Origin of the sequence: Plantibacter sp. VKM Ac-2880 (genome assembly GCF_015351235.1) — a bacterium.
GTDB lineage: Bacteria > Actinomycetota > Actinomycetes > Actinomycetales > Microbacteriaceae > Plantibacter.
Genome location: NZ_JADKSJ010000002.1, coordinates 108,645 through 131,659, shown reverse-complemented (window position 1 = coordinate 131,659; position 23,015 = coordinate 108,645). Strand labels below are relative to the sequence as shown.

General features: G+C 70.6%; 21 protein-coding genes. 20 read left to right on the top strand and 1 reads right to left on the bottom strand.

Going from position 1 to position 23,015, the window contains the following annotated elements:
- Window position 1 precedes the first annotated feature (1 nt).
- From ITJ57_RS12840 to rbfA, 3 genes are all read left to right on the top strand, one after another.
- Window positions 2-274 (top strand): YlxR family protein, encoded by a 273-nt coding sequence (locus ITJ57_RS12840; protein WP_194670514.1) that lies wholly within the window; start codon window positions 2-4, stop codon window positions 272-274.
- Between the two features lie 338 nt (window positions 275-612).
- Window positions 613-3,327 carry a translation initiation factor IF-2 gene (gene infB, locus ITJ57_RS12835; protein WP_370582383.1) on the top strand — a complete coding sequence of 905 codons (2,715 nt, stop codon included), beginning with the start codon at window positions 613-615 and terminating at the stop codon, window positions 3,325-3,327.
- A gap of 116 nt (window positions 3,328-3,443) precedes the next feature.
- A complete protein-coding gene (gene rbfA / locus ITJ57_RS12830; protein ID WP_194670512.1) occupies window positions 3,444-3,881 on the top strand; it encodes a 30S ribosome-binding factor RbfA in 438 nt (145 codons plus the stop codon).
- Window positions 3,882-3,944: 63 nt separating this feature from the next.
- On the opposite strand, the gene ITJ57_RS12825 is transcribed toward rbfA, so the two are convergent.
- Window positions 3,945-4,829 carry an A/G-specific adenine glycosylase gene (locus tag ITJ57_RS12825; RefSeq protein WP_194670511.1) on the bottom strand — a complete coding sequence of 295 codons (885 nt, stop codon included), beginning with the start codon at window positions 4,827-4,829 and terminating at the stop codon, window positions 3,945-3,947.
- 38 nt (window positions 4,830-4,867) lie between these two features.
- Here ITJ57_RS12825 and ITJ57_RS12820 point away from each other — a divergent pair, with 38 nt between their 5' ends.
- The 17 genes from ITJ57_RS12820 (at window position 4,868) to ITJ57_RS12740 (ending at window position 22,855) form a co-directional block, all read left to right on the top strand.
- Window positions 4,868-5,542, top strand: a complete 675-nt coding sequence (locus ITJ57_RS12820; RefSeq protein ID WP_194670510.1) for a uridine kinase — start codon at window positions 4,868-4,870, stop codon at window positions 5,540-5,542.
- 65 nt (window positions 5,543-5,607) lie between these two features.
- A complete protein-coding gene (truB, locus tag ITJ57_RS12815) occupies window positions 5,608-6,543 on the top strand; it encodes a tRNA pseudouridine(55) synthase TruB (protein WP_194670509.1) in 936 nt (311 codons plus the stop codon).
- Window positions 6,540-6,908: a hypothetical protein gene (locus ITJ57_RS12810; RefSeq protein ID WP_194670508.1), complete on the top strand. Its 369-nt coding sequence runs from the start codon at window positions 6,540-6,542 to the stop codon at window positions 6,906-6,908. The genes truB and ITJ57_RS12810 overlap by 4 nt, the downstream gene beginning before the upstream one ends.
- Before the next feature lie 69 nt (window positions 6,909-6,977).
- Window positions 6,978-7,397: a hypothetical protein gene (locus ITJ57_RS12805; protein WP_194670507.1), complete on the top strand. Its 420-nt coding sequence runs from the start codon at window positions 6,978-6,980 to the stop codon at window positions 7,395-7,397.
- Window positions 7,394-8,326, top strand: coding sequence for a bifunctional riboflavin kinase/FAD synthetase (locus ITJ57_RS12800; RefSeq protein WP_194670506.1), 933 nt, complete (start codon window positions 7,394-7,396; stop codon window positions 8,324-8,326). The genes ITJ57_RS12805 and ITJ57_RS12800 overlap by 4 nt, the downstream gene beginning before the upstream one ends.
- Window positions 8,326-9,555: an MFS transporter gene (locus tag ITJ57_RS12795; RefSeq protein ID WP_194670505.1), complete on the top strand. Its 1,230-nt coding sequence runs from the start codon at window positions 8,326-8,328 to the stop codon at window positions 9,553-9,555. Before ITJ57_RS12800 ends, ITJ57_RS12795 begins: the two co-directional genes overlap by 1 nt.
- A 127-nt stretch (window positions 9,556-9,682) precedes the next feature.
- The gene (locus tag ITJ57_RS12790) at window positions 9,683-10,684 is read left to right on the top strand and encodes a sugar-binding transcriptional regulator (protein ID WP_194670504.1); all 1,002 of its coding nucleotides are present in this window, start codon (window positions 9,683-9,685) and stop codon (window positions 10,682-10,684) included.
- Window positions 10,681-11,703 (top strand): deoxyribose-phosphate aldolase, encoded by a 1,023-nt coding sequence (gene deoC / locus ITJ57_RS12785; RefSeq protein WP_194670503.1) that lies wholly within the window; start codon window positions 10,681-10,683, stop codon window positions 11,701-11,703. Before ITJ57_RS12790 ends, deoC begins: the two co-directional genes overlap by 4 nt.
- A gap of 6 nt (window positions 11,704-11,709) precedes the next feature.
- A complete protein-coding gene (locus tag ITJ57_RS12780) occupies window positions 11,710-13,206 on the top strand; it encodes an aldehyde dehydrogenase family protein (RefSeq protein ID WP_194670502.1) in 1,497 nt (498 codons plus the stop codon).
- Entirely contained in the window at window positions 13,203-14,063 is an 861-nt protein-coding gene (locus tag ITJ57_RS12775) for an aldehyde dehydrogenase (protein WP_194670501.1), read from the top strand. The genes ITJ57_RS12780 and ITJ57_RS12775 overlap by 4 nt, the downstream gene beginning before the upstream one ends.
- A gap of 90 nt (window positions 14,064-14,153) precedes the next feature.
- Window positions 14,154-15,752, top strand: a complete 1,599-nt coding sequence (locus ITJ57_RS12770; RefSeq protein WP_194670500.1) for an SDR family oxidoreductase — start codon at window positions 14,154-14,156, stop codon at window positions 15,750-15,752.
- Between the two features lie 9 nt (window positions 15,753-15,761).
- Entirely contained in the window at window positions 15,762-16,760 is a 999-nt protein-coding gene (locus ITJ57_RS12765) for a malate dehydrogenase (RefSeq protein ID WP_194670499.1), read from the top strand.
- A gap of 82 nt (window positions 16,761-16,842) precedes the next feature.
- The gene (locus ITJ57_RS12760) at window positions 16,843-17,067 is read left to right on the top strand and encodes a heavy-metal-associated domain-containing protein (RefSeq protein WP_194670498.1); all 225 of its coding nucleotides are present in this window, start codon (window positions 16,843-16,845) and stop codon (window positions 17,065-17,067) included.
- Entirely contained in the window at window positions 17,067-19,361 is a 2,295-nt protein-coding gene (locus ITJ57_RS12755) for a cation-translocating P-type ATPase (protein ID WP_194670497.1), read from the top strand. The genes ITJ57_RS12760 and ITJ57_RS12755 overlap by 1 nt, the downstream gene beginning before the upstream one ends.
- A gap of 75 nt (window positions 19,362-19,436) precedes the next feature.
- The gene (locus ITJ57_RS12750; RefSeq protein ID WP_194670496.1) at window positions 19,437-20,717 is read left to right on the top strand and encodes a GAF domain-containing protein; all 1,281 of its coding nucleotides are present in this window, start codon (window positions 19,437-19,439) and stop codon (window positions 20,715-20,717) included.
- 113 nt (window positions 20,718-20,830) lie between these two features.
- Window positions 20,831-22,354: an aldehyde dehydrogenase family protein gene (locus tag ITJ57_RS12745; protein WP_194670495.1), complete on the top strand. Its 1,524-nt coding sequence runs from the start codon at window positions 20,831-20,833 to the stop codon at window positions 22,352-22,354.
- A gap of 108 nt (window positions 22,355-22,462) precedes the next feature.
- The gene (locus ITJ57_RS12740; RefSeq protein ID WP_194670494.1) at window positions 22,463-22,855 is read left to right on the top strand and encodes a DUF779 domain-containing protein; all 393 of its coding nucleotides are present in this window, start codon (window positions 22,463-22,465) and stop codon (window positions 22,853-22,855) included.
- The last annotated feature ends 160 nt before the right edge of the window (window positions 22,856-23,015 follow it).

Genomic DNA, 23,015 nt, shown 5'->3' with positions numbered 1-23,015 from the left:
GATGGAACCGGTGCGGACCTGCGTCGGCTGTCGACGTCGCGAGCCGCGCTCGGCCCTGCTCCGCGTGGTGGCGGTCGAGGGCGAGCTCGTCCCCGACGTGGCTCAGCGCCTGCCGGGCCGTGGCTCCTGGGTACACCCGACCACCGCGTGCGTCGAGCAGGCGGTGCACCGGCGTGCGTTCACCCGGGCGTTGCGGCTGACCGTGGGCCCCGGGGCAGACGCGGTCCTGGCCGCGGTCGCGACGATGCCCACGGACGTCCCGGCCGCAGACTGAGCCGATCCGCGCGGATCGGCCGGGCGGTGAGCCTGCACCCAGGCTCGGGGTGTACGATGGGCATTGCACGTGAGAGCGCTTCGGCGCACACCGTGCTTCCCACCGCAGGTACGAGGCCCGGATCCCGGGCCGACATCCTGCTGCCGTGCCACCCGGCCCGGCATTCCGAGAGAACAGGCTGAACGGCTAATGGACAACTCATGAGCGGCTCGAAATGAGCACCGTCCACCACTAACGCTTGCCCCTGCCTGGGTGCAAGCTCAGACAGGAGAATTGTGGCTGCAAAACCACGTGTACACGAGATCGCATCCGAACTCGGAGTAGACAGCAAGATCGCCATGGCGAAGCTCAAGGAATTGGGCGAGTTCGTCAAGGGACCGTCTTCCAGTATCGAACCCCCGGTGGCCCGCAAGCTGCGTGCCGCCCTCGAGGCAGAGGGCGCCAAGGCCGCTGCGGCCCCCGCCGCCCCGGCCAAGCGTCCGGCCACCCCCGGCGCCCCGACCCCGGGTCCCGCCGCGCCGAAGGCTCCGGCCCCCGCTGCGCCCGCTCCCAAGGCTGCGGCTCCGGCTGCTCCCGCACCGAAGCAGGCTGCACCCGGCCCGAAGGCCCCGGCCGCTCCCGCCCCCGTGGCGGCGACACCCGAGGCCGCCGCTCCGGCTGCTCCCGCGACTCCGGCTGCCGCGCCGGCCGCCGGTGACGCCCCGTCCGGCGACGCCGCGAAGCCCGGCGGTCCCCGTCCGGGCGCACCGCGCCCCGGCAACAACCCCTTCGCGTCCTCGCAGGGCATGGGTCAGCGCCCGACCGGCACGCCGCGTCCGGGCAACAACCCGTTCGCCGCGGCACAGGGCATGGGTCAGCGCCCGAACCCCAGCAACATCCCCCGTCCGCAGGCTCCTCGCCCCGGCTCGCCCCGTCCGGGCGTCGGCCAGGGCCAGCGTCCCGGCGGTCCCGGTCGCCCGGGTGGCGCAGGTCGTCCCGGCGGCGCCGGCGGCTTCCGTCCCGGCGGTGCCGGTGCGGGTGGCGGTTTCCGTCCCGGTGGCGCTCCTGGTGGAGCCCCCGCAGGCGGGTTCGCGGGTCGTCCTGGTGGTGGCGGCGGTCGTGGTCGCGGACCGGGCGGTGGTACCGCAGGTGCCTTCGGTCGCGGTGGCGGCAAGAGCAAGGCACGCAAGTCGAAGCGGACGAAGAGGGCCGAATTCGAGCTGCGGGAAGCCCCGTCGCTCGGCGGCGTGAGCGTTCCCCGCGGCGACGGCAGCACCATCGTCCGTCTGCGTCGCGGCGCGTCCATCTCGGACTTCGCCGACAAGATCGACGCCAGCCCCGGCAACCTCGTCACCGTGCTCTTCCACCTCGGTGAGATGGCGACGGCGACGGAGTCGCTCGACGAGGCCACGTTCGACGTGCTCGGTTCCGAGCTCGGCTACAAGATCCAGATGGTCTCGCCCGAGGACGAGGACCGGGAGCTGCTCGAAGGCTTCGACATCGACCTCGAGCAGGAGCTGGAGGACGAGTCCGACGAGGACCTCGCCATCCGTCCTCCCGTGGTCACCGTCATGGGCCACGTCGACCACGGTAAGACGCGCCTGCTCGACGCCATCCGGAACGCGAACGTGGTGGCCGGCGAAGCCGGTGGCATCACGCAGCACATCGGTGCGTACCAGGTCGTCGCCGAGCACGAAGGTCTCGAACGTCCGATCACCTTCATCGACACCCCGGGTCACGAGGCGTTCACCGCCATGCGTGCTCGTGGTGCGCAGGTCACCGACATCGCGATCCTCGTGGTCGCGGCCGACGACGGCATCATGCCGCAGACGGTCGAGGCCTTGAACCACGCCCAGGCGGCCAACGTGCCGATCGTGGTCGCGGTCAACAAGGTGGACAAGCCCGACGCCAACCCGGCCAAGGTGCGCCAGCAGTTGACCGAGTACGGCCTCGTCGCCGAGGAGTACGGCGGAGACGTCATGTTCGTCGACGTCTCGGCCCGTGCCGGCACCGGCATCAAGGACCTCCTCGACGCCGTCCTGCTCACCGCCGACGCCGGTCTCGACCTGCGAGCGAACCCGAACAAGGACGCCCGCGGTGTGGCCATCGAGGCCAAGCTCGACAAGGGCCGCGGCTCCGTCGCGACCGTGCTCATCCAGTCGGGTACGCTCCGGGTCGGCGACGCGATCGTCGCCGGTACGGCGTACGGCCGTGTGCGTGCCATGGTCGACGAGAACGGCGACACCGTCGCCGAGGCGGGTCCCTCGCGTCCCGTCCAGGTGCAGGGCCTCTCGAGCGTTCCTCGGGCCGGCGACACCTTCCTCGTCACCGAGGAGGACCGCACCGCTCGTCAGATCGCCGAGAAGCGTGAGGCTGCGGAGCGCAACGCCGCTCTGGCCAAGGCTCGCAAGCGCATCTCGCTCGAGGACTTCACCCGTGCACTCGAAGAGGGCAAGGTCGAGTCGCTCAACCTCATCATCAAGGGTGACGTCTCCGGTGCCGTCGAGGCACTCGAGGAGTCGCTGCTCAAGATCGACGTCGACGACAGCGTCCAGCTGCGGATCATCCACCGCGGTGTCGGTGCGGTCACCGAGTCCGACGTCAACCTGGCGACGATCGACAACGCGATCATCATCGGATTCAACGTGCGCCCCGACCCGAAGGCCCGCGAACGTGCGGCGCGCGAGGGTGTGGACGTCCGCTTCTACTCGGTCATCTACAACGCCCTCGAGGACGTCGAGCAGAGCCTCACCGGCATGCTCAAGCCCGAGTACGAAGAGGTCCAGTCCGGTGTCGCCGAGATCCGCGAGGTGTTCCGTTCCTCGAAGTTCGGCAACATCGCGGGTGTCATCGTCCGCTCCGGAACGATCACGAGGAACGCCAAGGCGCGGGTCATCCGCGACGGCGTCGTGGTCGGCGACAGCCTGGCGATCGAGTCGTTGCGTCGCTTCAAGGACGACGTCACCGAGGTCCGTACGGACTTCGAGGCCGGTATCGGTCTCGGGAAGTTCAACGACATCCAGATCGGTGACGAGATCGAGACGATCGAAATGAAGGAGAAGCCGCGCGGCTAGTCCGCTCGGCCGGTCCCCGTCGTCCTCCTCAGGGAGGGCGGCGGGGATTCCTGCTTATATTGTGTGCATCACCCGCCGGGCGGTCGTCCGCCCCGCGGTCATCAGAGGAGGACGAGATGGCAGAGAACCCCAGGGCCCGCAAGTTGGCGGACCGGATCAAGGAAGTCATCGCCAAGCGGCTGGACAAGGGCATCCGCGACCCGCGGCTCGGCTTCGTGACGATCACCGACGTCCAGGTGACCGGCGACCTCCAGCACGCGAACGTGTTCTACACGGTGTACGGCTCGGATGAGGAGCGCGCCGACACCTCGGCGGCGCTCGAGTCCGCGAAGGGGCTGTTGCGTGCCGAGATCGGCCGCAACATCAACACCCGGCTCACCCCGAGTCTCGACTTCTTCCTGGACGCGATCCCCGAGAACGCACAGCACATCGAGGATCTGCTCCGCGAAGCGAAGAACCGCGACACCGAGGTGGCCGATCTGGCCGCCGGTGCGGCGTACGCCGGCGACGAGGACCCCTACGTCAAGCCGCGCGACGTCGACGCCGAGGACTAGGACCCGCCCTTCGACAGGCTCAGGGACCGCCCTACGGGGTCCGGTCGCTGGGCCTGTCGGCGTTCACTCGTGGGGGAGTGCGTAGCCGCCGTCGATGCGGACCGCGAGGCGGTCGGCGACGAGGCCTGCCAGTGCGCGGTCGAACTGTGCGTCATCGGGCCAACGACCGCGGAGTTCCTCCTCCGTCAGTGATCGGTGGGTCGAGCGCAGTTCCGCCATGATGATGCCTCGGACCTGTCGGTCGCTGCCCGCGAACTGCTTCTGCTTCGTCTTGACCGGCCCGTCGTACGCCGGATACCCGGCCGCACGCCAGGCGCACACCTCGCGGAGCGGGCAGTCCTCGCACCGGGGAGACCTCGCCGTGCACACGATCGCACCGATCTCCATCATGCCCGCGTTGAACACCGCCGCCTCGGCCCGGTCCTCGGGCAGCAGGCCCTCCATCGCCGGGAGGTCGACCTTCGCGTTCGGTGGTCCGGGCTCCGCCTGACCGCCGACGGCGCGGGCGATCACGCGGCGGGTGTTCGTGTCGACCACCGGATGCCGGTCGCCGTAGGCGAAGACCGCGACGGCGCGCGCCGTGTAGTCGCCGATGCCGGTGAGCGCGAGGAGCTGGTCGACGTCCGACGGGACGACGCCGCGGTGTCGATCGGTGATCTGGGTGGCGGCGGCGTGCAACCAGAGCGCGCGACGCGGATAGCCGAGTCGGCCCCAGGCGCGGACGGCTTCGGCGGGCGGTTCCGCCGCGAGATCGGCGGGAGCCGGCCACCGCCCGAGCCACTCCTCGAGGCGCGGGATCACGCGGCTGACCTGGGTCTGCTGCAGCATGAACTCCGACACGAGGGTGCCCCACGCCGGGAACCCAGGACGTCGCCACGGCAGGTCGCGCGCGTTGGCGCGGAACCAGTCCGTGACGAGGGGGGCGAGGTCGCAAGGGTCGGGCGGCACCGCACCAGCCTACGATCCGCCCCGGTAGGCTCGGCGCCATGAAGCTCGTCACGACGCCACGGATCGAGCTGCTGCGGCAGCTGCGAGACCAGTTCCAACGGGACTACCCGCGCGGGCGCACGATGATCGCGGTCGACGGGATCGGAGGGTCCGGTACGGCCGCGTTCGCCGATGGTCTCGCCGAGGTGTTCGAGGAGGGCGGGTGCGCCGTGTTCCGGGCATCGATCGACGACTTCCACCGACCGCGGGAGGAACGCTACGCGCGGGGCCGTGACTCCGCGGAAGGGTTCTGGAACGACTCCTTCGACTACTCGCTGTTCCGACGGGTGCTGGTCGAGCCGTTCCGCCTGGCGGGCAGCACCGGGTTCCAGCTGGCGGGGTTCGACGAGGAACGGGACGTCGGCGCACCGCTCCGGTGGACGACCGGGCCGCAGGACGCGGTCCTGATCGTGGACGGCGTGTTCCTCAACCGTCCCGAGCTCCGCGGACTCTGGCACGCATCCGTGTGGGTCGAGGTCCCGCTGGACGTGGCCTACGCGCGGCTGCACGACAATCTCGGTGTCGACGCCGACCCCGCGGCGCCGTCGAACGCGCGCTACGTCGGCGGGCAGGCGCTCTACCGGAAGGACGACGACCCCACTGCCCGGGCGACCGCGATCGTCGACAACACCGACGAACGTCATCCCCGTCGGATCTTCGCCGACTTCTGCTGAGGGGCGCACGGCCGCTCGGTCGGCGCTCGGCCGTAGGCGCCGACGGCCGCTGGTAGCGTTGCAGCGTGGTCGAGAACAACGCAGCAGCACCCGGATCCGCGGCTGCGCAGCCCGGTGTCCTCCTCATCGACAAACCGCAGGGGCACACCTCGCACGATGCGGTCGCGCGGGTGCGACGCCTCGCGGGCACGCGCAAGGTCGGCCACGCCGGCACGCTCGACCCGATGGCCACCGGCTTGCTCGTCCTCGGCATCCGGTCGTCGACGAGACTGTTGACCTTCATCGTCGGTCTCGACAAGGAGTACACGGCGACCATCCGGCTCGGTGAGGCCACGTCCACCGACGACGCCGAGGGTCAGGTCACCGAGCGCGCCGACCAGGCTGCGGTGTCAGGCGTGGACGACGAGGCGATCATCGCGGCGATCCGTCCGCTGACGGGCGACATCGAGCAGGTGCCGAGCACCGTGAGCGCCATCAAGGTGGGCGGGAAGCGCGCCTACGCCCTCGCCCGCGAGGGGATCGAGGTCGAGCTGAAGTCCCGCGCGGTCACCGTCAGCGCGTTCGACGTGACCGACATCCGCCGAACGGGCGCCGTCATCGACGTCGACGTCCGGGTGGTCTGCTCGTCCGGCACGTACATCCGCGCGCTCGCCCGCGACCTCGGTGCGTCGCTCGGCGTCGGCGGGCATCTGACCGCCCTGCGTCGGACGAGGATCGGACCGTTCGACGTCCATGCGGCCTCGACCATCGACAAGCTCGACGTCGAGCGCGCGCTCCTGCGCCCCGCCGACGTCGCCCGGCAGCTGTTCGGCGCCCTCGAGCTGACAGAGCAGGAGTCCGTCGACCTCGGCCACGGGAAGCGTCTCGACCGCGAGCTGCCGACAGGGCACTCCGGACCGATCGCGGCCATCGCGCCCGACGGCCGGTTGGTGGGGCTCGTCGAACGCCGCGGCGGCTCCCTGAAGTCGGTCGTGAACTTCCCGGCCGAGGAGTCGGCATGATCGAGTGGTTCACCCTCGTCCAGATCGGGGTCGCCGTCGTGGCGGGGCTTCTCTGCGTCGTGTTCGGGCTCATCGGTCGACCGCCGAGCGACCTCACGATGGGGGCGACAGCCCTCGTCGAGGTGCTCCTCGTCGCACAGCTCGTCGTCTCCATCGCCGCGCCGGCCTTCGGCAACACGGCCACCGGGAGCGTGCCCGAGTTCTTCACCTATCTCATCTCCGCCATGATCCTGCCGATCGCCGGCGGGTTCTGGGCACTCGTCGAGCGGGGCCGGTGGTCGACGGTCGTCCTCGGGGTCGTGTGTCTCGCCGTCGCCGTGATGCTGTACCGCATGGAGCAGATCTGGAGCGTGCAGCTCGCCTGAGCGGTCCGTGCCTCCGCGAGGCTCCGAAGGGCCCGGCCGCCGGTCCGGATCACATAGAATCGATGGGTCATGGCTCTCCCCACCACCGCTCCGTCCCGTCCACGCGTCCGTGGTGTCGGGGTCGTGCTCGTCGCCGTCTACGGGATCCTCGCGCTGGCCGCCACCGGGCGTTCCGTGGTGCAGATCACGACCAAGTTCGACGAGGCGCCGCTGGCCTACGTGCTCTCCGCCGTCGCGGCCGTGGTGTACATCCTCGCGACCGCGTCGCTCGTGGCACCGGGGGCTGCCTGGCGGCGGATCGCCTGGGGCACGATCTCGTTCGAACTCGCCGGGGTGTTGATCGTGGGCTTGCTGAGCCTGTTCGATCCGGAACTCTTCCCGCACGACACCGTGTGGTCCGTCTTCGGTCGCGGGTACGTCTTCATCCCGCTCGTCCTCCCGGTCCTCGGACTGTGGTGGCTGGCCGGACATCGGCGCACCACGAAATGATCACCTTCACCGAGCTCGATCAGGTCCCGGACGGCTTCGGGCCGTCGGCCGTCACCATCGGCAAGTTCGACGGCGTGCACAGCGGACACCGCGCCGTCATCGCCGCCCTGCTCGAAGCTGCTGCGTCCGACGGGCTCGACTCGGTCGCGGTCACCTTCGACCGCAACCCGTTGAGCCTCATCAACCCCGACCGCTGCCCGGCCTCACTCGTCAGCAACGAGCAGAAGCTCGGACTACTGGCGTCAGCGGGTGTCGATGCCGCCCTCCTGCTGCGTTTCGACCAGGCCCTCGCCCTCTTGACGCCCGAGGAGTTCGTCACGTCGATCCTCGTCGGCGCGCTCCACGCCAAGCGGGTGCTGGTCGGCGAGGACTTCCGCTTCGGGCATCGGGGCCTCGGCACCGTCGCCACCCTGGAGTCCTTCGGTGAGGTCTACGGCTTCTCGGTGCACGTCGTCGACGACGTCCGTCCGGAAAGCGGTCGCCGCGTGTCGTCCACGTGGATCCGCGAACTGCTCGAGGAGGGCGACGTCCGGGAGGCCTCGCGGCTCCTCGGCCGCCCGCCGGAGGTGCGCGGCATCGTCGTGCACGGGGCGAAGCGCGGCCGCGAACTCGGGTTCCCGACCGCCAACCTGTCTCCCGATTCGCAGGGGCTCATCCCCGCCGACGGCGTGTACGCCGGCTGGCTGCGGTGGCGCGGGCGGTCCTACCCGGCCGCGATCTCCGTCGGGAACAACCCGACCTTCGACGGGGTGCCGCAGAAGCAGGTCGAGGCCTACGTGCTCGACGAGACCGACCTCGACCTGTACGACGACGAGGTCGAGGTGCAGTTCGTGGAGCGGATCCGCGGCATGGTCGCGTTCACCGGGATCGAACCGCTGATCGTCCAGATGACCGACGACGTCGAGCGCGCACGCCGGATGCTGTCCTAGTGGGGCCGCGTCCCCTCTGGCGGGGAAGGGTCCTCGCGCTCGTCGGCATCGTCCTCGTCGCGGCGAACCTGCGGACGGCCGTCACGTCCCTGTCACCGATCTTCGCCGAGATCGACGGCGACATCGGTGTCGGCTCGGTCGGCCTGGGGCTGCTCGGCATGCTTCCGCCGCTGTGCTTCGCCCTGTTCGGCGTCTTCACGCCGCGCCTGGTGCGACGGCTGCACCTCGAGCCGGTGCTGCTCATCGCGCTCGGGTCGATCGTCGCCGGGCACCTGGTGCGGTCCCTCGCGCCGAACTTCGCCGTCCTCGCGATCGGCAGTGCGCTCTGCTTCGCCGGCATCGGCATCGGCAACGTCGTCCTCCCGCCGCTCGTCAAGAAGTACTTCCCCGATCGGGTCGGTCTCGTGACCTCGCTCTACGCGACGGTCCTGTCGGTGAGCACCTTCCTGCCGCCGCTCATCGCCGTGCCGGTGGCCGACGTGGCGGGTTGGCACGTGTCGCTCGGCGTGTGGTCCATCGTCGCGATGCTCGCCGTGGTGCCGTGGATCGGGCTCATCGTCAGGGAGCGTCGGGACGCCCGCGCGGCAGCGGCCGACCCGGAGATCGAGGAGCCGCGCGGGCGTGTCCTGGTCCACCGGTCGCCGATCGCCTGGGCGATCGCGGCGGTGTTCGCCACCTCCTCGCTGAACGCCTATGCGATGTTCACCTGGTTGCCCACCATCGTCACCGACGTGGCGGGCGTCACGCCCGCGCAGGGTGGCCTCCTGCTCTCGCTCTTCTCCGCGATGGGGGTGCCGGCGAGTCTCATCGTCCCGATGCTCGTCGCCCGGCTGCGGAACGTGGCGGTCCTCGTGTACGTTGCGAGCGCCTGTTTCGTGCTCGGCTATCTCGGCTTGCTCTTGTGGCCGGCGACCCTGACCTGGTTGTGGGTCCTGCTCGCGGGGCTCGGCCCCCTGCTGTTCCCGCTCGCCCTCGTCCTCATCAACCTCCGGACCGCGAGTCACGATGGCGCGGTCGCCCTCAGCGGGTTCGTCCAGAGTGTCGGCTACACCCTCGGTGCCCTGGGCCCGCTGGTCGTGAGCCTGCTCCACGCGGTCACGGGGTCGTGGACGGTGCCGCTCGTCCTGTTGCTGGCGACGGGTGCGCTGTGCGCCGTCGCGGGCCGGATCACGGGACGCCCCACGACGATCGAGGCAGACCTCGCCGCGCGGAGACACGGGCGAGCCTGAGCGTTCGCAGCCGCGGTACCCGATGCGCGGATGCGCACCCCGCCTTGCTCATGTGAGCAGAACGACCAACGGTCGTTGTCCCACCCGGTGCGCCGTCCTAGGCTGGGGGAGTCGGAGGAGGCCCGAGGTGATCGAACGCGACGAACTGCTCGCGGTGCGTGCCGCGGAGCTGTACTACGACGAGACGAAGACCCAGGACGAGATCGGAGCCCTGCTCGGGATCACCCGCTGGAAGGTCGGCCGCCTCCTCGCCCAGGCCCGTGAGCTCGGCTACATCCGCATCGAGATCGTGCACCCGCGTGCGCGCCGGCTCCCGCTCGAGCGGGCGCTCCGGGAGCGGTTCGGTCTCGTCGACGCCGTCGTGGTCCCCAGTCCGAGCGACAGCGCGGAGCTCCACGAGCGCGTGGCGCGGGCGGCTGCGGATTACCTCGGCGCCATGCGGCCCGTGCCGCGGACGCTCGGCGTGAGCTGGGGCCGGACGCTCCGCGACCTCGCCGACCACCTGCCCGACGGCTGGGCGACCGGACTCTCCGTCGTGCAGATCAACGGTGGCGTGAGCCTCAACCAGCGGGTCGGTACCGCAGCCGCGACGGCGGCCAGGATCGCGGAGAAGGGGCGCGGCGACGTCACCCTGCTCCCCAGCCCGGCGATCTTCGAGCGCCTCGAGACCAAACTGAGCATCGAGTCCGACCGCACGGTCGCGGAGGTCCTCCGCACGGCGGCGGCTGCGGACACCTACCTCTACGGCGCCGGCGTCGCCGGGCCCGACTCCGCCCTCGTGCACAGCGGCTACCTGACGGCCGCCGATGTCGACGTCCTGGTCGCTCGCGGCGCTGTCGGCGACGTCGTCGGTCGGTACATCGACGCCGAGGGCATGATCGTCGACCCGACGCTCGACGAGCGCACCGTCGGGCTCGGGCTTGAGGCCCTCCGCGGGGCCGCGCGCAGCATCGCGGTCATCGCCGGCGCACCGAAGCACGCCGTCGCGCGGGCCGTCGTGAGCAGCGGACTCTGCACCGTCCTCGTCACCGACGAGGCGACCGCGACGACGCTGCTCAACGACCTCGAACCATCACCTGTTCAGCAGCACACCCCGGAGCACGGACTGCTCGGAAGGAACGCACCATGACCACCCCACCAGGAGACCTCGTGGCGAAGCCCACGGCGCTCGAACTCGTCGACGGCCCCGTCACCGACGCCAGCCTCAGACGCTACCTCGACGGCCTGCCAGGCGTCGACGCCGTCGGGCTCGAACAGCGGGCGGCCGACCTCGGCAGCCGCTCGATCAAGACGACCTCGAAGGCCTGGGCCCTCGACCGCATCATCGAGCTCATCGACCTCACCACGCTCGAGGGTGCCGACACCCCCGGCAAGGTGCGCTCCCTCGTCGCCAAGGCCATCACGCCGGACGCCGGCGACCCGTCGACGCCTCGCGTGGCCGCGGTGTGCGTCTACGGCGACATGGTGCCCTACGCCGTCGAAGCGCTCGGCTCGGCGCACACGCAGCCCGGCGCGGGGCACGACGCAGCGGGCATCAACGTCGCGGCGGTCGCCACCGCCTTCCCGAGCGGCCGTGCCTCGCTCGCCGTGAAGCTCGCCGACACGGCCGACGCCGTCGACGCCGGGGCGGACGAGATCGACATGGTCATCGACCGCGGTGCCTTCCTCTCCGGTCGGTACGGGCAGGTCTTCGACGAGATCGTCGCCGTCAAGGAGGCGTGCCGTCGGAGCGACGGCACCTCGGCGCACCTGAAGGTCATCCTCGAGACGGGTGAGCTGAACACCTACGACAACGTGAAGCGCGCCTCCTGGCTCGCGATCCTGGCCGGTGGCGACTTCATCAAGACCTCCACCGGCAAGGTCGCGCCGGCCGCCACCCTCCCGGTGACGTTGCTCATGCTCGAGGTCGTCGGCGACTGGCACTACCTCACGGGCGAGCAGATCGGCGTCAAGCCCGCCGGCGGCATCCGCTCGTCGAAGGACGCCATCAAGTACCTCGTGACCGTGGCCGAGACGGTCGGTGAGGACTGGCTCCAGCCGCACCTCTTCCGGTTCGGCGCCTCGAGCCTCCTCAACGACGTGCTCCTGCAGCGGCAGAAACTCACCACCGGCCACTACTCCGGCCCCGACTACGTCACGATCGACTAGGACATCATGAGCTTCCTCGAATACGCACCAGCCCCGGAGTCGACCTCGGTCCTCCACCTCCGCTCCGAGTACGGCCTCTTCATCGACGGCGAGTTCACGGAGGGGACCGGCGGCTCCTTCCAGACGATCTCGCCGAGCACGGAGCAGCCGATCGCGACGATCTCCGCCGCGAGCGACGCCGACGTCGACCGCGCGGTCGTCGCGGCACGACGCGCCTACGACCGAGTGTGGTCGAACCTGTCGGGCGCCGATCGCGGCAAGTACCTCTTCCGGATCGCGCGGCTCGTCCAGGAACGCGCCCGCGAACTGGCGGTCGCCGAGAGCCTCGACAACGGCAAGCCCATCAAGGAGTCCCGCGACGTGGACGTCCCGCTCGTCGCCGCCTGGTTCTTCTACTACGCGGGGTGGGCCGACAAGCTCGACTACGCCGGTCTCGGCGCGAACCCACGCGCCCTCGGCGTGGCCGGCCAGGTCATCCCGTGGAACTTCCCTCTGCTCATGCTCGCCTGGAAGGTCGCCCCGGCGCTCGCCGCGGGGAACACCGTCGTCATCAAGCCGGCGGAGACCACGCCGCTGACCGCGCTCATCTTCGCCGAGATCCTCCAGCAGGCGGAACTCCCGGCGGGCGTCGTGAACATCGTCACCGGCGCCGGAGCGACCGGCGCGGCGATCGTCCGCCACCCGGACGTCAACAAGGTCGCGTTCACGGGATCGACGGCCGTCGGCAGGGAGATCGCGAAGACCATCGCGGGCTCGGACAAGCGGCTGACGCTCGAGCTCGGCGGCAAGGCCGCGAACATCGTCTTCGACGACGCGCCCATCGACCAGGCGATCGAAGGCATCGTCAACGGCATCTTCTTCAACCAGGGGCACGTCTGCTGCGCGGGTTCGCGGCTCCTCGTCCAGGAGAGCATCCACGACGAGGTCGTCGACCGCTTGAAGCAGCGCCTGCAGACGCTGCGCGTCGGTGACCCGCTCGACAAGAACACCGATGTCGGCGCGATCAACTCCGCCGAGCAGCTGGCCCGCATCCGCGAGCTCTCCGACATCGGCGAACTCGAGGGCGCGGAGCGCTGGAGCCCGGCGTGCGAGCTGCCTGAGAACGGCTTCTGGTTCGCGCCCACGATCTTCACGAACGTGTCGACCAGCCACCGGATCGCGCGCGAGGAGATCTTCGGGCCGGTCCTGTCGGTCATGTCCTTCCGGACCCCCGCCGAGGCCATCGCCAAGGCGAACAACACCCCGTACGGGCTGTCGGCCGGCATCTGGAGCGACAAGGGCAGCCGGATCCTCGCCGTGGCCGACAAGCTGCGCGCCGGGGTCATCTGGGCGAACACCTTCAACCGCTTCGACCCGGCCAGCCCCTTCGGCGGCTACCAGGAGTCCGGGTACGGCCGCGAAGGTGGACGACACGGTCTCGGTGCGTACCTCGCGCCGGCCGGATCGAGCGTCACCGCAGCGTCCGCATCGCCCACGAGCACCACGAAGGAGGAGCAGCGATGAGCCGCCTCACCGTCCCCAAGACCTACAAGCTCGCCATCGGCGGCAAGTTCCCCCGCAGTGAATCCGGAAGGACGTACGAGGTGACCGACTCGACAGGCGGGTTCCTGGCGAACGCGTCGCTCGCATCGCGGAAGGACGCCCGTGACGCGGTCGTCGCCGCGCGCTCCGCGCTCGGCGGATGGTCCGGCGCCACCGCGTACAACCGCGGCCAGGTGCTCTACCGCATCGCCGAACTCCTCGAGGGGCGTCGCGCCCAGTTCGTGGATGAGATCGTCCGGGCGGAGGGCATGTCGCAGGCAGCCGCCGCGGCCCAGGTCGACGAGGCCATCGACCTCTGGGTCTGGTACGCGGGGTGGGCCGACAAGTACGTCCAGGTCGTCGGGGGAGCGAATCCCGTCTCCGGTCCGTACTTCAACCTTTCGGTGCCGGAGCCGACGGGTGTCGTCGCGCTGATCGCGCCGCAGGAGTCGTCACTCCTCGGGTTCGTGAGCGTCGTCGCCCCGGCGCTGGTCGCGGGCAACACGGTCGTCGTCATCGCGAGCGAGCGGTTCCCGCTGTCCTCGATCAGCCTGGCGGAGGTGCTCGCGACGAGCGACGTCCCCGGTGGCGTGGTCAACGTGCTCACGGGCTCGCCCGCCGAGATGGCCCCATGGCTCGCCTCGCACGCCGACGTCAACGCGATCGACCTCGCGGGCGCAGGGGCGCTCGACTGGATCGAGCTCGAGGTCCTTGCAGCGGAGACGCTGAAGCGCGTCGTCCGTCCGAGCGGTGCCACCGGGTCCGTCCCGGCGAGCCTCGACCGCATCACCGCGTTCACCGAGGTGAAGACCGTCTGGCACACGAAGGCCCTCCTGTAGTCCGAAGCAGCACCCCCGTGGTGCTTGCACAGCGTCGCCCGGCTGTACAGCCGGGCGACGCTGTCGTCGTGGGGCCGTAACGTTGCGTCCATGACCGAATCATCGACTCCGAAGCGCGTGCTCGTCACGGGTGCCACCGGTTACATCGGCGGGCGGCTCGTCCCGCGCCTGTTGGAGGCGGGGTACGTGGTGCGGGTGCTCGTGCGCTCGCCGCAGAAGCTGACCGATGTCCCGTGGCGGGACGACGTGGAGGTCGTCGAGGGTGACCTCGGCGATGCGGCCGCGGTCAAGGCGGCCTGCGTGGACGTCGACGTCGTCTACTACCTCGTGCACTCGATGGGCGGGAAGGGCGACTTCGAGCAGACGGAATACGATGCCGCTGAGCACGTCGCGGCTGCGGCCGCGGCGGCCGGCGTCTCCCGCATCGTGTACCTGGGCGGCCTGCACCCGGACGGTGTCGAGCTCTCGAAGCACCTGCGGTCCCGCACCGAGGTCGGGCGCATCCTCCTCGAATCCGGTGTGCCGACGCTCGTGCTGCAGGCCGGTGTGGTCATCGGTTCCGGATCGACCTCGTTCGAGATGATCCGGCATCTGACCGACATCCTCCCGTACATGCCGGCACCCCGCTGGGTCCGCAACTTCATCCAGCCCATCGCGGTCCGGGACGTCCTGCACTACCTGCTGGCGGGCGCCGAGGTGGACCGCGACGTGAACCGCGCGTTCGACATCGGCGGGCCGGACGTCCTGCGGTACGGCCAGATGATGAACGGGTACGCGGTGGAGGCCGGTCTCCCGCAACGTCCGATCGCCCCGCTACCGGTGCTCACCCCGTGGTTGGCGTCGCAGTGGGTCAACCTCGTGACGCCGATCCCGCGTCGTCTGGCGTCGCCCATCATCGAATCCCTCCTGGTCGACTGCGTCATGGGGGATCACGACATCGACGCGGTGATCCCGCCGCCCGAGGGTGGGCTGACCGGCTATCGTCGGGCGGTCCGACTCGCGCTGCAGCGGATGAAGGACGGCGAGGTGGAGACGTCCTGGCGGAACGCGACGGTCGCGGGCGCGCCGAGCGATCCGCTGCCGAGCGACCCCGACTGGGCGGGGCACGTCGTCTACATCGACCTCAAGGAGCGCAAGACGTCCGCGGACGCAGACCGGCTCTTCTCGGTGATCGAGTCGATCGGCGGCGAGAACGGCTGGTACTCGTTCCCACTCGCCTGGGCGGTCCGCGGCTGGATGGACAAGCTCGTCGGTGGCGTGGGCCTCCGCCGCGGACGCGACGACCCCCAGCGACTGAGTGTCGGCGACGCCCTCGACTTCTGGCGCGTCGAGTACCTGGAGCGCGGCCGCATGCTGCGCCTGCGGGCCGAGATGCGGGTGCCTGGTCTGGCGTGGCTCGAGATGAGCGCGACCCCGGTCGGCGACGGCTCGGTCTACCGGCAGCGTGCGGTCTTCTTCCCGAAGGGACTCGGCGGCCGGCTGTACTGGTTCGCGATCCTCCCGTTCCACGGGATCATCTTCAACGGGATGGCCAACCGGATCACCGAGGCGGCGGTCGCGCTGCCCTCGGAGCGTTCCGCCCAGCGGAAGAACCGGGTGTCCCCGGTCTCGCCGGAGGAGCACGAGGCGGTCGACTCCGCGGAGGCCGAGCTGCAGGCGTCGAGGCCGGCACCGGAGGTCGCGGAGTAGCGTGGTCGTATGAGCGAACCCACCGTCGTCACCGTCACGGGAGCGGGCGGCCAGATCGGCTACTCCCTCCTCTTCCGCATCGCTTCAGGGCAGCTGCTCGGGCCTGAACGTCCCGTCGTCCTGCGACTGCTGGAGATCCCGCAGGGCCTCGGCGCGGCCGAGGGCACCGCCCTGGAGCTGCAGGACGGCGCCTTCCCCCTGCTCGCCGGCGTCGAGGCGACGACGGACGCGGCACGTGCCTTCGATGGCGCGAACATCGCCCTGCTCGTGGGCGCCCGGCCGCGTGGTCCTGGGATGGAGCGTGGCGACCTGCTGGCGGCGAACGGCGGCATCTTCGCGCCCCAGGGCGCCGCGATCGGCGCTGGGGCGGCCGACGACGTCCGGGTGCTGGTGGTCGGGAACCCGGCCAACACGAACGCCCTCATCGCGCAGGCAGCCGCGACCGGGGTGCCGCCGGAACGGTTCACCGCCCTGACGCGCCTCGACCACAACCGTGCCGTCGCGCAGTTGGCGGCCAGGACCGGCGCGCCGGTGTCCGACATCGACGGCGTCGTCATCTGGGGGAACCACTCGGCGACACAGGTCCCCGACCTCTCCCACGCGACGGTCGGCGGTCGCCCGGCGCTCGAGCTGATCGACGAGACCTGGATCGCGGAGGAGTTCATCCCCCGGGTGGCGAAGCGCGGCGCGGAGATCATCGCCGTCCGCGGCTCCTCCTCCGCCGCTTCGGCTGCGGCGGCGGCCATCGACCATGTGCACGACTGGGTCTGCGGCACGGCCGCACCGGAGCGACCGGATCGCTGGACGTCCGTGGCGCTGCCCTCGGAGGGCTGGTACGGCGTGCCGGAGGGCTTGGTCAGCTCGTTCCCGGCGCGATCGGTCGACGGTCGGTGGCAGGTGGTCGAGGGGCTCGAGATCGCGCCCGTCTGGCAGCAGCGCATCGACGCCTCCGTGGCGGAACTCGAGGAGGAGCGGGCCGCCGTGCGGGAGCTCGGCCTCCTCGGCTGACCCTGCTGAGACATCGGTCGAACGGTTGCAGGGGGTACCCCCTGGGGGTATAGTGGTGGCTCCGAGTTCCTGAGGAGGACGCATGTCCGAAACCACCGCAACCACCACCTACCGAGTCGACGGCATGACCTGCGCGCACTGCGTGTCGGCCGTCACGACCGCGCTGTCCGCGCTGTCCGGCGTCGACGAGGTCGTCGTGGACCTCGACGCAGGGGCGGTCACCGTCGCCGGGACGTCGTCGTCCGACGAGGCGGCCATCGGCGCCGGCGTCCAGGAGGCCGGCTACACCCTCGTCGGTCGTCGCTGATGGGCGCGCCGCTGCAGACCCTCGATCTCGACATCGAGGGCATGACGTGTGCGAGTTGCGTGGCCCGGGTCGAGAAGCGGCTCACGGCGCTCGACGGTGTCGAGGCGCAGGTGAACCTGGCCACCGAGCGCGCGACGGTGACGGCGCCCGCCGCCGTCACAGCCGACGAGCTGGTCGCAGCGGTCGCGAAGGCCGGGTACACGGCGACGGTGCGTCCCGGCGCTGACGACCGGGCCGGAGCGGGCCGGGAGGACAACCCGACGCCGGGGCCGGCATCCGACCCCTCGGCGACGGTGACGACCCTCCGCACCCGACTCGTCATCAGCACGGTGCTGGCCCTCCCGGTCATCCTGCTCGCCATGGTGCCCGCCTGGCAGTTCGACCACTGGCAGTGGCTGTCGCTCACCCTGGCGACGCCGGTGGTCTTCTGGGGCGGCTACCCGTTCCACCGCGCGACGTTCGCCACACTGCGTCACGGCTCGGTGACGATGGACACGCTCATCACCCTCGGGACGGGGGCGGCGTACCTGTGGTCGCTCTGGGCGCTCTTCTTCGGCATGGCCGGGATGACCGGCATGCGCCATGAGTTCACCTTCTTCGCGCCCGACGCCGACCCGTCGGGAGCCCTCTACCTTGAGGTGGCCGCCGGCGTCACCGTGTTCCTCCTCGCCGGGCGGCTCATCGAGCAACGGTCGAAGCGCAGTGCCGGGGCGGCGCTCCGCGACCTGATGACGGCCGGTGCCTCCGAGGTGTCGATCCTCCGAGAACGGGCCGCCGATCCGAGCGACCTGATGGCGGCGACCCGCCAGGAGGAGCGCGTCCCCGTCGACCGCCTCCTTGTCGGTGACCTCTTCCTCGTGCGGCCGGGCGAGTCCGTCGCGACCGACGGCACGGTCGTCGAGGGCGCGGCGAGCGTCGACGAGAGCCTGATGACGGGGGAGTCGGTCCCCGCGGAGAAGACGGCGGGTTCGCCGGTCACCGGCGGCACGATCGCGCGCGGCGGATCGCTCGTGGTCCGGGCCACGGCCGTCGGGACCCAGACGAGGCTCGCGCGGATGGCACAGGCGGTCGAGGCTGCTCAGCTCGGGAAGAGTCGCATCCAACGCCTCGCGGACCGCATCTCCAGTGTGTTCGTGCCGATCGTCCTCGTCACGGCGGTCGCGACCGCGATCGTGTGGATCGCCGCCGGCTCGTCCATGCAGGCCGCCTTCACCGCGGCCGTCGCCGTGCTGATCATCGCCTGCCCCTGTGCGCTCGGCCTCGCGACCCCGGTCGCCCTCCTCGTGGGCACCGGTCGAGGAGCGCAGCTCGGCATTCTGATCGCCGGCCCGGAGGCCCTCGAACGCGCGAGCGGCATCGACCGTGTCCTGCTCGACAAGACCGGGACCATCACCTCGGGGCGGATGAGCGTGACCGAGGTCTGGGCGGAGGGTGCCGCCGACGCGGCGCTCGACCTCGCCGCAGCGCTCGAAGCGGACTCCGAACACCCCATCGCCGAGGCGATCGTCGAGGAGTCCGCACGTCGGGGTGGAACGCCTCCGGCGGTCTCGGACTTCGCGAGCTTCGAGGGTCTCGGGGTCACCGGGACCGTTCGTGGAGGGACCGTCCTCGTCGGACGCCCCGCCTTCGCCGTGGACCGGGGCTTCCGGACCGGCCAGCAGGCCGCGGCAGCGCTCGTGGCCGCAGCGGAACGCGCGAGCACCGTCGTGGTCGTCGCCTGGGATGGCGAGGTCCGCGGGATCGTCGAGGTCGCGGACACCGTCAAGCCGGAGGCGCGGGCCGCCGTCCAGCGTGCCGTGTCGCTCGGGATGACGCCGGTGCTGCTCACCGGTGACAACGCGGCCGTCGCCGCGCGCGTCGCGGCCGAGGTCGGGATCACCGAGGTGATCGCCGACGCGAGCCCGATGGACAAGGTCGCCGCCGTCGAACGCCTGCAGGCGGACGGTCACCGTGTCGCGATGATCGGCGACGGGGTGAACGACGCAGCCGCGATCGCGACCGCCGACCTCGGTGTCGCCATGGGGACGGGGACCGACGCGGCCAAGAGCGCCGCCGACCTCAGCATCGTCTCCGGTTCGCTCGCCACGGCGATCGACGCGGTCCGGCTGTCGAGACGGACCCTCCGCATCATCCGAGGCAACCTCTTCTGGGCGTTCGCCTACAACGTCGCGGCGATCCCGCTCGCCGCGCTCGGGCTCCTCAACCCGATGATCGCGGGAGCTGCGATGGCGTTCTCGAGTGTGTTCGTCGTGCTCAACAGCCTGCGCCTCCGGCGGTTCCGTCCGGCCGCCTGAGGACATCCGCCACCTGCCGGGCTGCGACGGTTACACTGTCCGCAGAACCGGTCGACGTGGATGGGTGGTGGTGAGGTGACCAGTCCCTGGCTGGCGGCCCCGGCGCGTGCCGACGCGCAGCGCGGACTCGTGAGGCGGCTCGTCCGCGAGTCGTGGGAGCGGTCGATGGACCGCCACCTCGATCCGGACAACCTCCTGCCAGAGCTCGCCTTCGACGAGGACGAGTTGCGCGACCACCGGCTCGGTCATCCACTCGCCGGCGTCCTGCCGGTGATCACGAGGCTGCTCGTCGACGACGCCGACGACGACTCCGGCATGCTCGTCGCGGTCGGCGACGCCATGGGCAGGCTGCTCTGGGTCGACGGCGACCGCCACCTGCGTCGTCAGGCGGAGGGCATGCTGTTCGTCGAAGGCGCCGGCTGGTCGGAGCGCGAGGTCGGCACGAGCGCGCCGGGCACCGCACTCGAGCTCGACCACGGGATCCAGATCCACGCGGCCGAGCACTTCAACCGGCTCGTGCACCCGTGGAGCTGCACGGCCGTGCCCGTCCACGATCCGGAGACGAGGCGGATCATCGGGGTGATCGACATCACCGGGGGGCCGCAGGCCGTCGCCTCGCATGCACTGCCGCTCATGGAGGCGACCGCGGCAGCCGTGGAGTCCGAGATCATGGTGCAACGCCTGCGGGCGCTCACCGATCGTTCCTCGACCGGACGCGGCCGACGTCGGGAGACGCCCCGTCCGACCGTGGTCCGGGCGGGACTGCAGGTGCTCGGCCGCGACACCGGGCTGCTCGTCGGCCACGGGGCCGACCGACCGATCGAGCTCAGTCGCCGTCACGCCGAGATCCTGACGCTGTTGTCCTGGCATCGTCAGGGTCTCAGTGCCGATGCGCTCGCCGACCGGCTCTACGACGCCGACGAGGCGGCGGTCACCCTGCGGGCCGAGCTCGTGCGACTCCGGAGGGTGCTGACCGCGTCCGCGCCGTCACTCGTCCCCGCCTCCCGCCCGTATCGCCTCACCGCACCCCTCCAGCTCGACGCCCATCAGGTGCTGTCCCTGCTCGACCGCGGCGCCCACCGGGCTGCGCTCGCCGCCTACCCGGGCCCGCTGCTCCCCGACTCCACCGCGCCCGGCATCGTCGAGCTGCGCGAGCTGGTGGCGACCAGGCTCCGCGAGGCGATGCTGACCGACGCGTCGGCGGACCTCTTGTACGACTACCTCGGGAGCGCCGCGGCCCCCGACGACCTCGAGGTCCTCCACGCCTGCCTGCGAGCGCTGCAGCCGCGCTCGCCGAAGCGGGCGGGGATCGTCGCCCGGGTGGAGGCGCTCGAAGCCGATCTCGCGGCGAGCTGACCGCTGATCCGGGTCGAGCCGCGGCGCAACCTCATGCAACCTGCCTGCCGGTAGCGTCGTCCGCACGCACCTGAGCGGTGCGGCCACCGACAACGTCGTCGACAAGGAGTGCCATGACCGTCTACGCCAACCCGGGTACCGAAGGTGCCGTGTTCAGCTACGCCCCGCGATACGACCACTTCATCGGGGGCGAGTACGTCCCGCCCGCGAACGGACAGTACTTCGAGAACCCGACGCCCGTCACCGGCGCCGTGTTCACCGAGATCGCCCGGGGGACCGCAGCCGACGTGGACCGTGCCGTCGAGGCGGGGTGGAAGGCATTCCCCGCCTGGTCGAAGACGAGCGTCGCCGAGCGCGCCGTCATCCTCAACCGGATCGCCGACCGCATGGAGGAGCACCTCGAGGAGATCGCGGTCGCCGAGAGCTGGGAGAACGGCAAACCGGTCCGCGAGACCCTCGCCGCCGATATCCCGCTCGCCATCGACCACTTCCGCTACTTCGCCGGCGCCATCCGCGCCCAGGAGGGCGGCATCTCCGAACTCGACCACGACACCGTCGCCTACCACTTCCACGAACCGCTCGGCGTCGTCGGGCAGATCATCCCCTGGAACTTCCCGATCCTCATGGCGGTGTGGAAGCTCGCGCCGGCGCTCGCTGCGGGCAACTGCGTCGTGTTGAAGCCGGCGGAGCAGACCCCGGCCTCCATCCATCTGATCGTCGATCTCGTGAAGGACCTGCTGCCCGCCGGCGTCCTCAACATCGTCAACGGTTTCGGCATCGAGGCGGGTGCGCCGCTGGCGTCCCACCCGCGGATCCGGAAGATCGCCTTCACCGGCGAGACCACGACGGGCCGCCTGATCATGCAGTACGCGAGCGAGAACCTCATCCCGGTCACCCTCGAGCTCGGGGGCAAGAGCCCGAACGTGTTCTTCGAGGACGTTGCGCGTGAGCACGACCAGTACTACGAGAAGGCGCAGGAGGGCTTCAGCATGTTCGCCCTCAACCAGGGCGAGGTCTGCACCTGCCCGAGCCGGGCGCTCGTGCAGCGGTCGATCTACGACGGCTTCGTCGGCGACGCGCTGGTCCGCATCGGCAAGATCAAGCAGGGCAACCCGCTCGACACGGACACCATGATCGGCGCCCAGGCGTCGAACGACCAGCTCGAGAAGATCCTGTCGTACATGGACATCGGCAAGCAGGGCGGGGCGAAGCTGCTGATCGGCGGCGAGCGCGCCGACCTCGGCGGTGAGCTGAGCGGCGGGTTCTACGTGCAGCCGACCGTGTTCGAGGGCACCAACGACATGCGGATCTTCCAAGAGGAGATCTTCGGCCCGGTGCTCGCGCTCACGAGTTTCGCCGACTACGACGAGGCGATCTCGATCGCGAACGACACGCTCTACGGACTGGGCGCCGGTGTCTGGAGTCGGGAGGCGACGACGCTCTACCGCGCGGGCCGGGCGATCGAGGCCGGTCGGGTGTGGTCGAACACCTACCACCAGTACCCGGCGCACGCGGCGTTCGGCGGGTACAAGCAGTCGGGTATCGGCCGCGAGAACCACAAGATGATGCTCGACCACTACCAGCAGACGAAGAACCTGCTGGTCAGCTACGCAGAGGGCCCGATGGGCTTCTTCTGATCGACGGGTCCGCGGGTGGCGCGCGTTCGGGTCGCGCCACCCGCGGACCAGGCCCCGGGGGTCGGCACGGCCGCTCGGAGACCCCGTGATGAGACGACGGAGGACACCATGACCGGACGGGTCGACGTCACCGAGACGGCTGCCGCGCTCCTGCGCGAGATGACCGCGGTACACGGGCCGCTCATGTTCCACCAGTCGGGCGGGTGCTGTGACGGGAGCTCGCCCATGTGCTACCCCGTCGGGATGTTCCGCACCGGGGCGGTCGACGTCCTGCTCGACACCCTCGACGTCGCCGGACTCGACGCTCCCGTCGAGGTGTACATGTCGCGCTCTCAGTTCGAGTACTGGAAGTTCACGCACCTCACGATCGACGTGGTCCAGGGCCGGGGGAGCGGGTTCAGCGTCGAGGCGCCCACGGGTCAGCGCTTCCTCATCCGTTCGCGCATGCTCGACGACGCCGAGCTCGAGCGCTTTGGACTCCTCGAGGACGCCGCCGACTGAGCGCTCGCGAGCGATGCGGCCGATGGCGTAGACTGGGCACACGCCCGTCGGGCGCCCGTGTCGGTCTCGTGCAACGCTCTGTTGCTCCACGACGACCAGTCGGGCCCGACGCCCGTCTCTTCCGGCCCCTCGGCCGATGAGGCATTCTCGACTGCTCAGG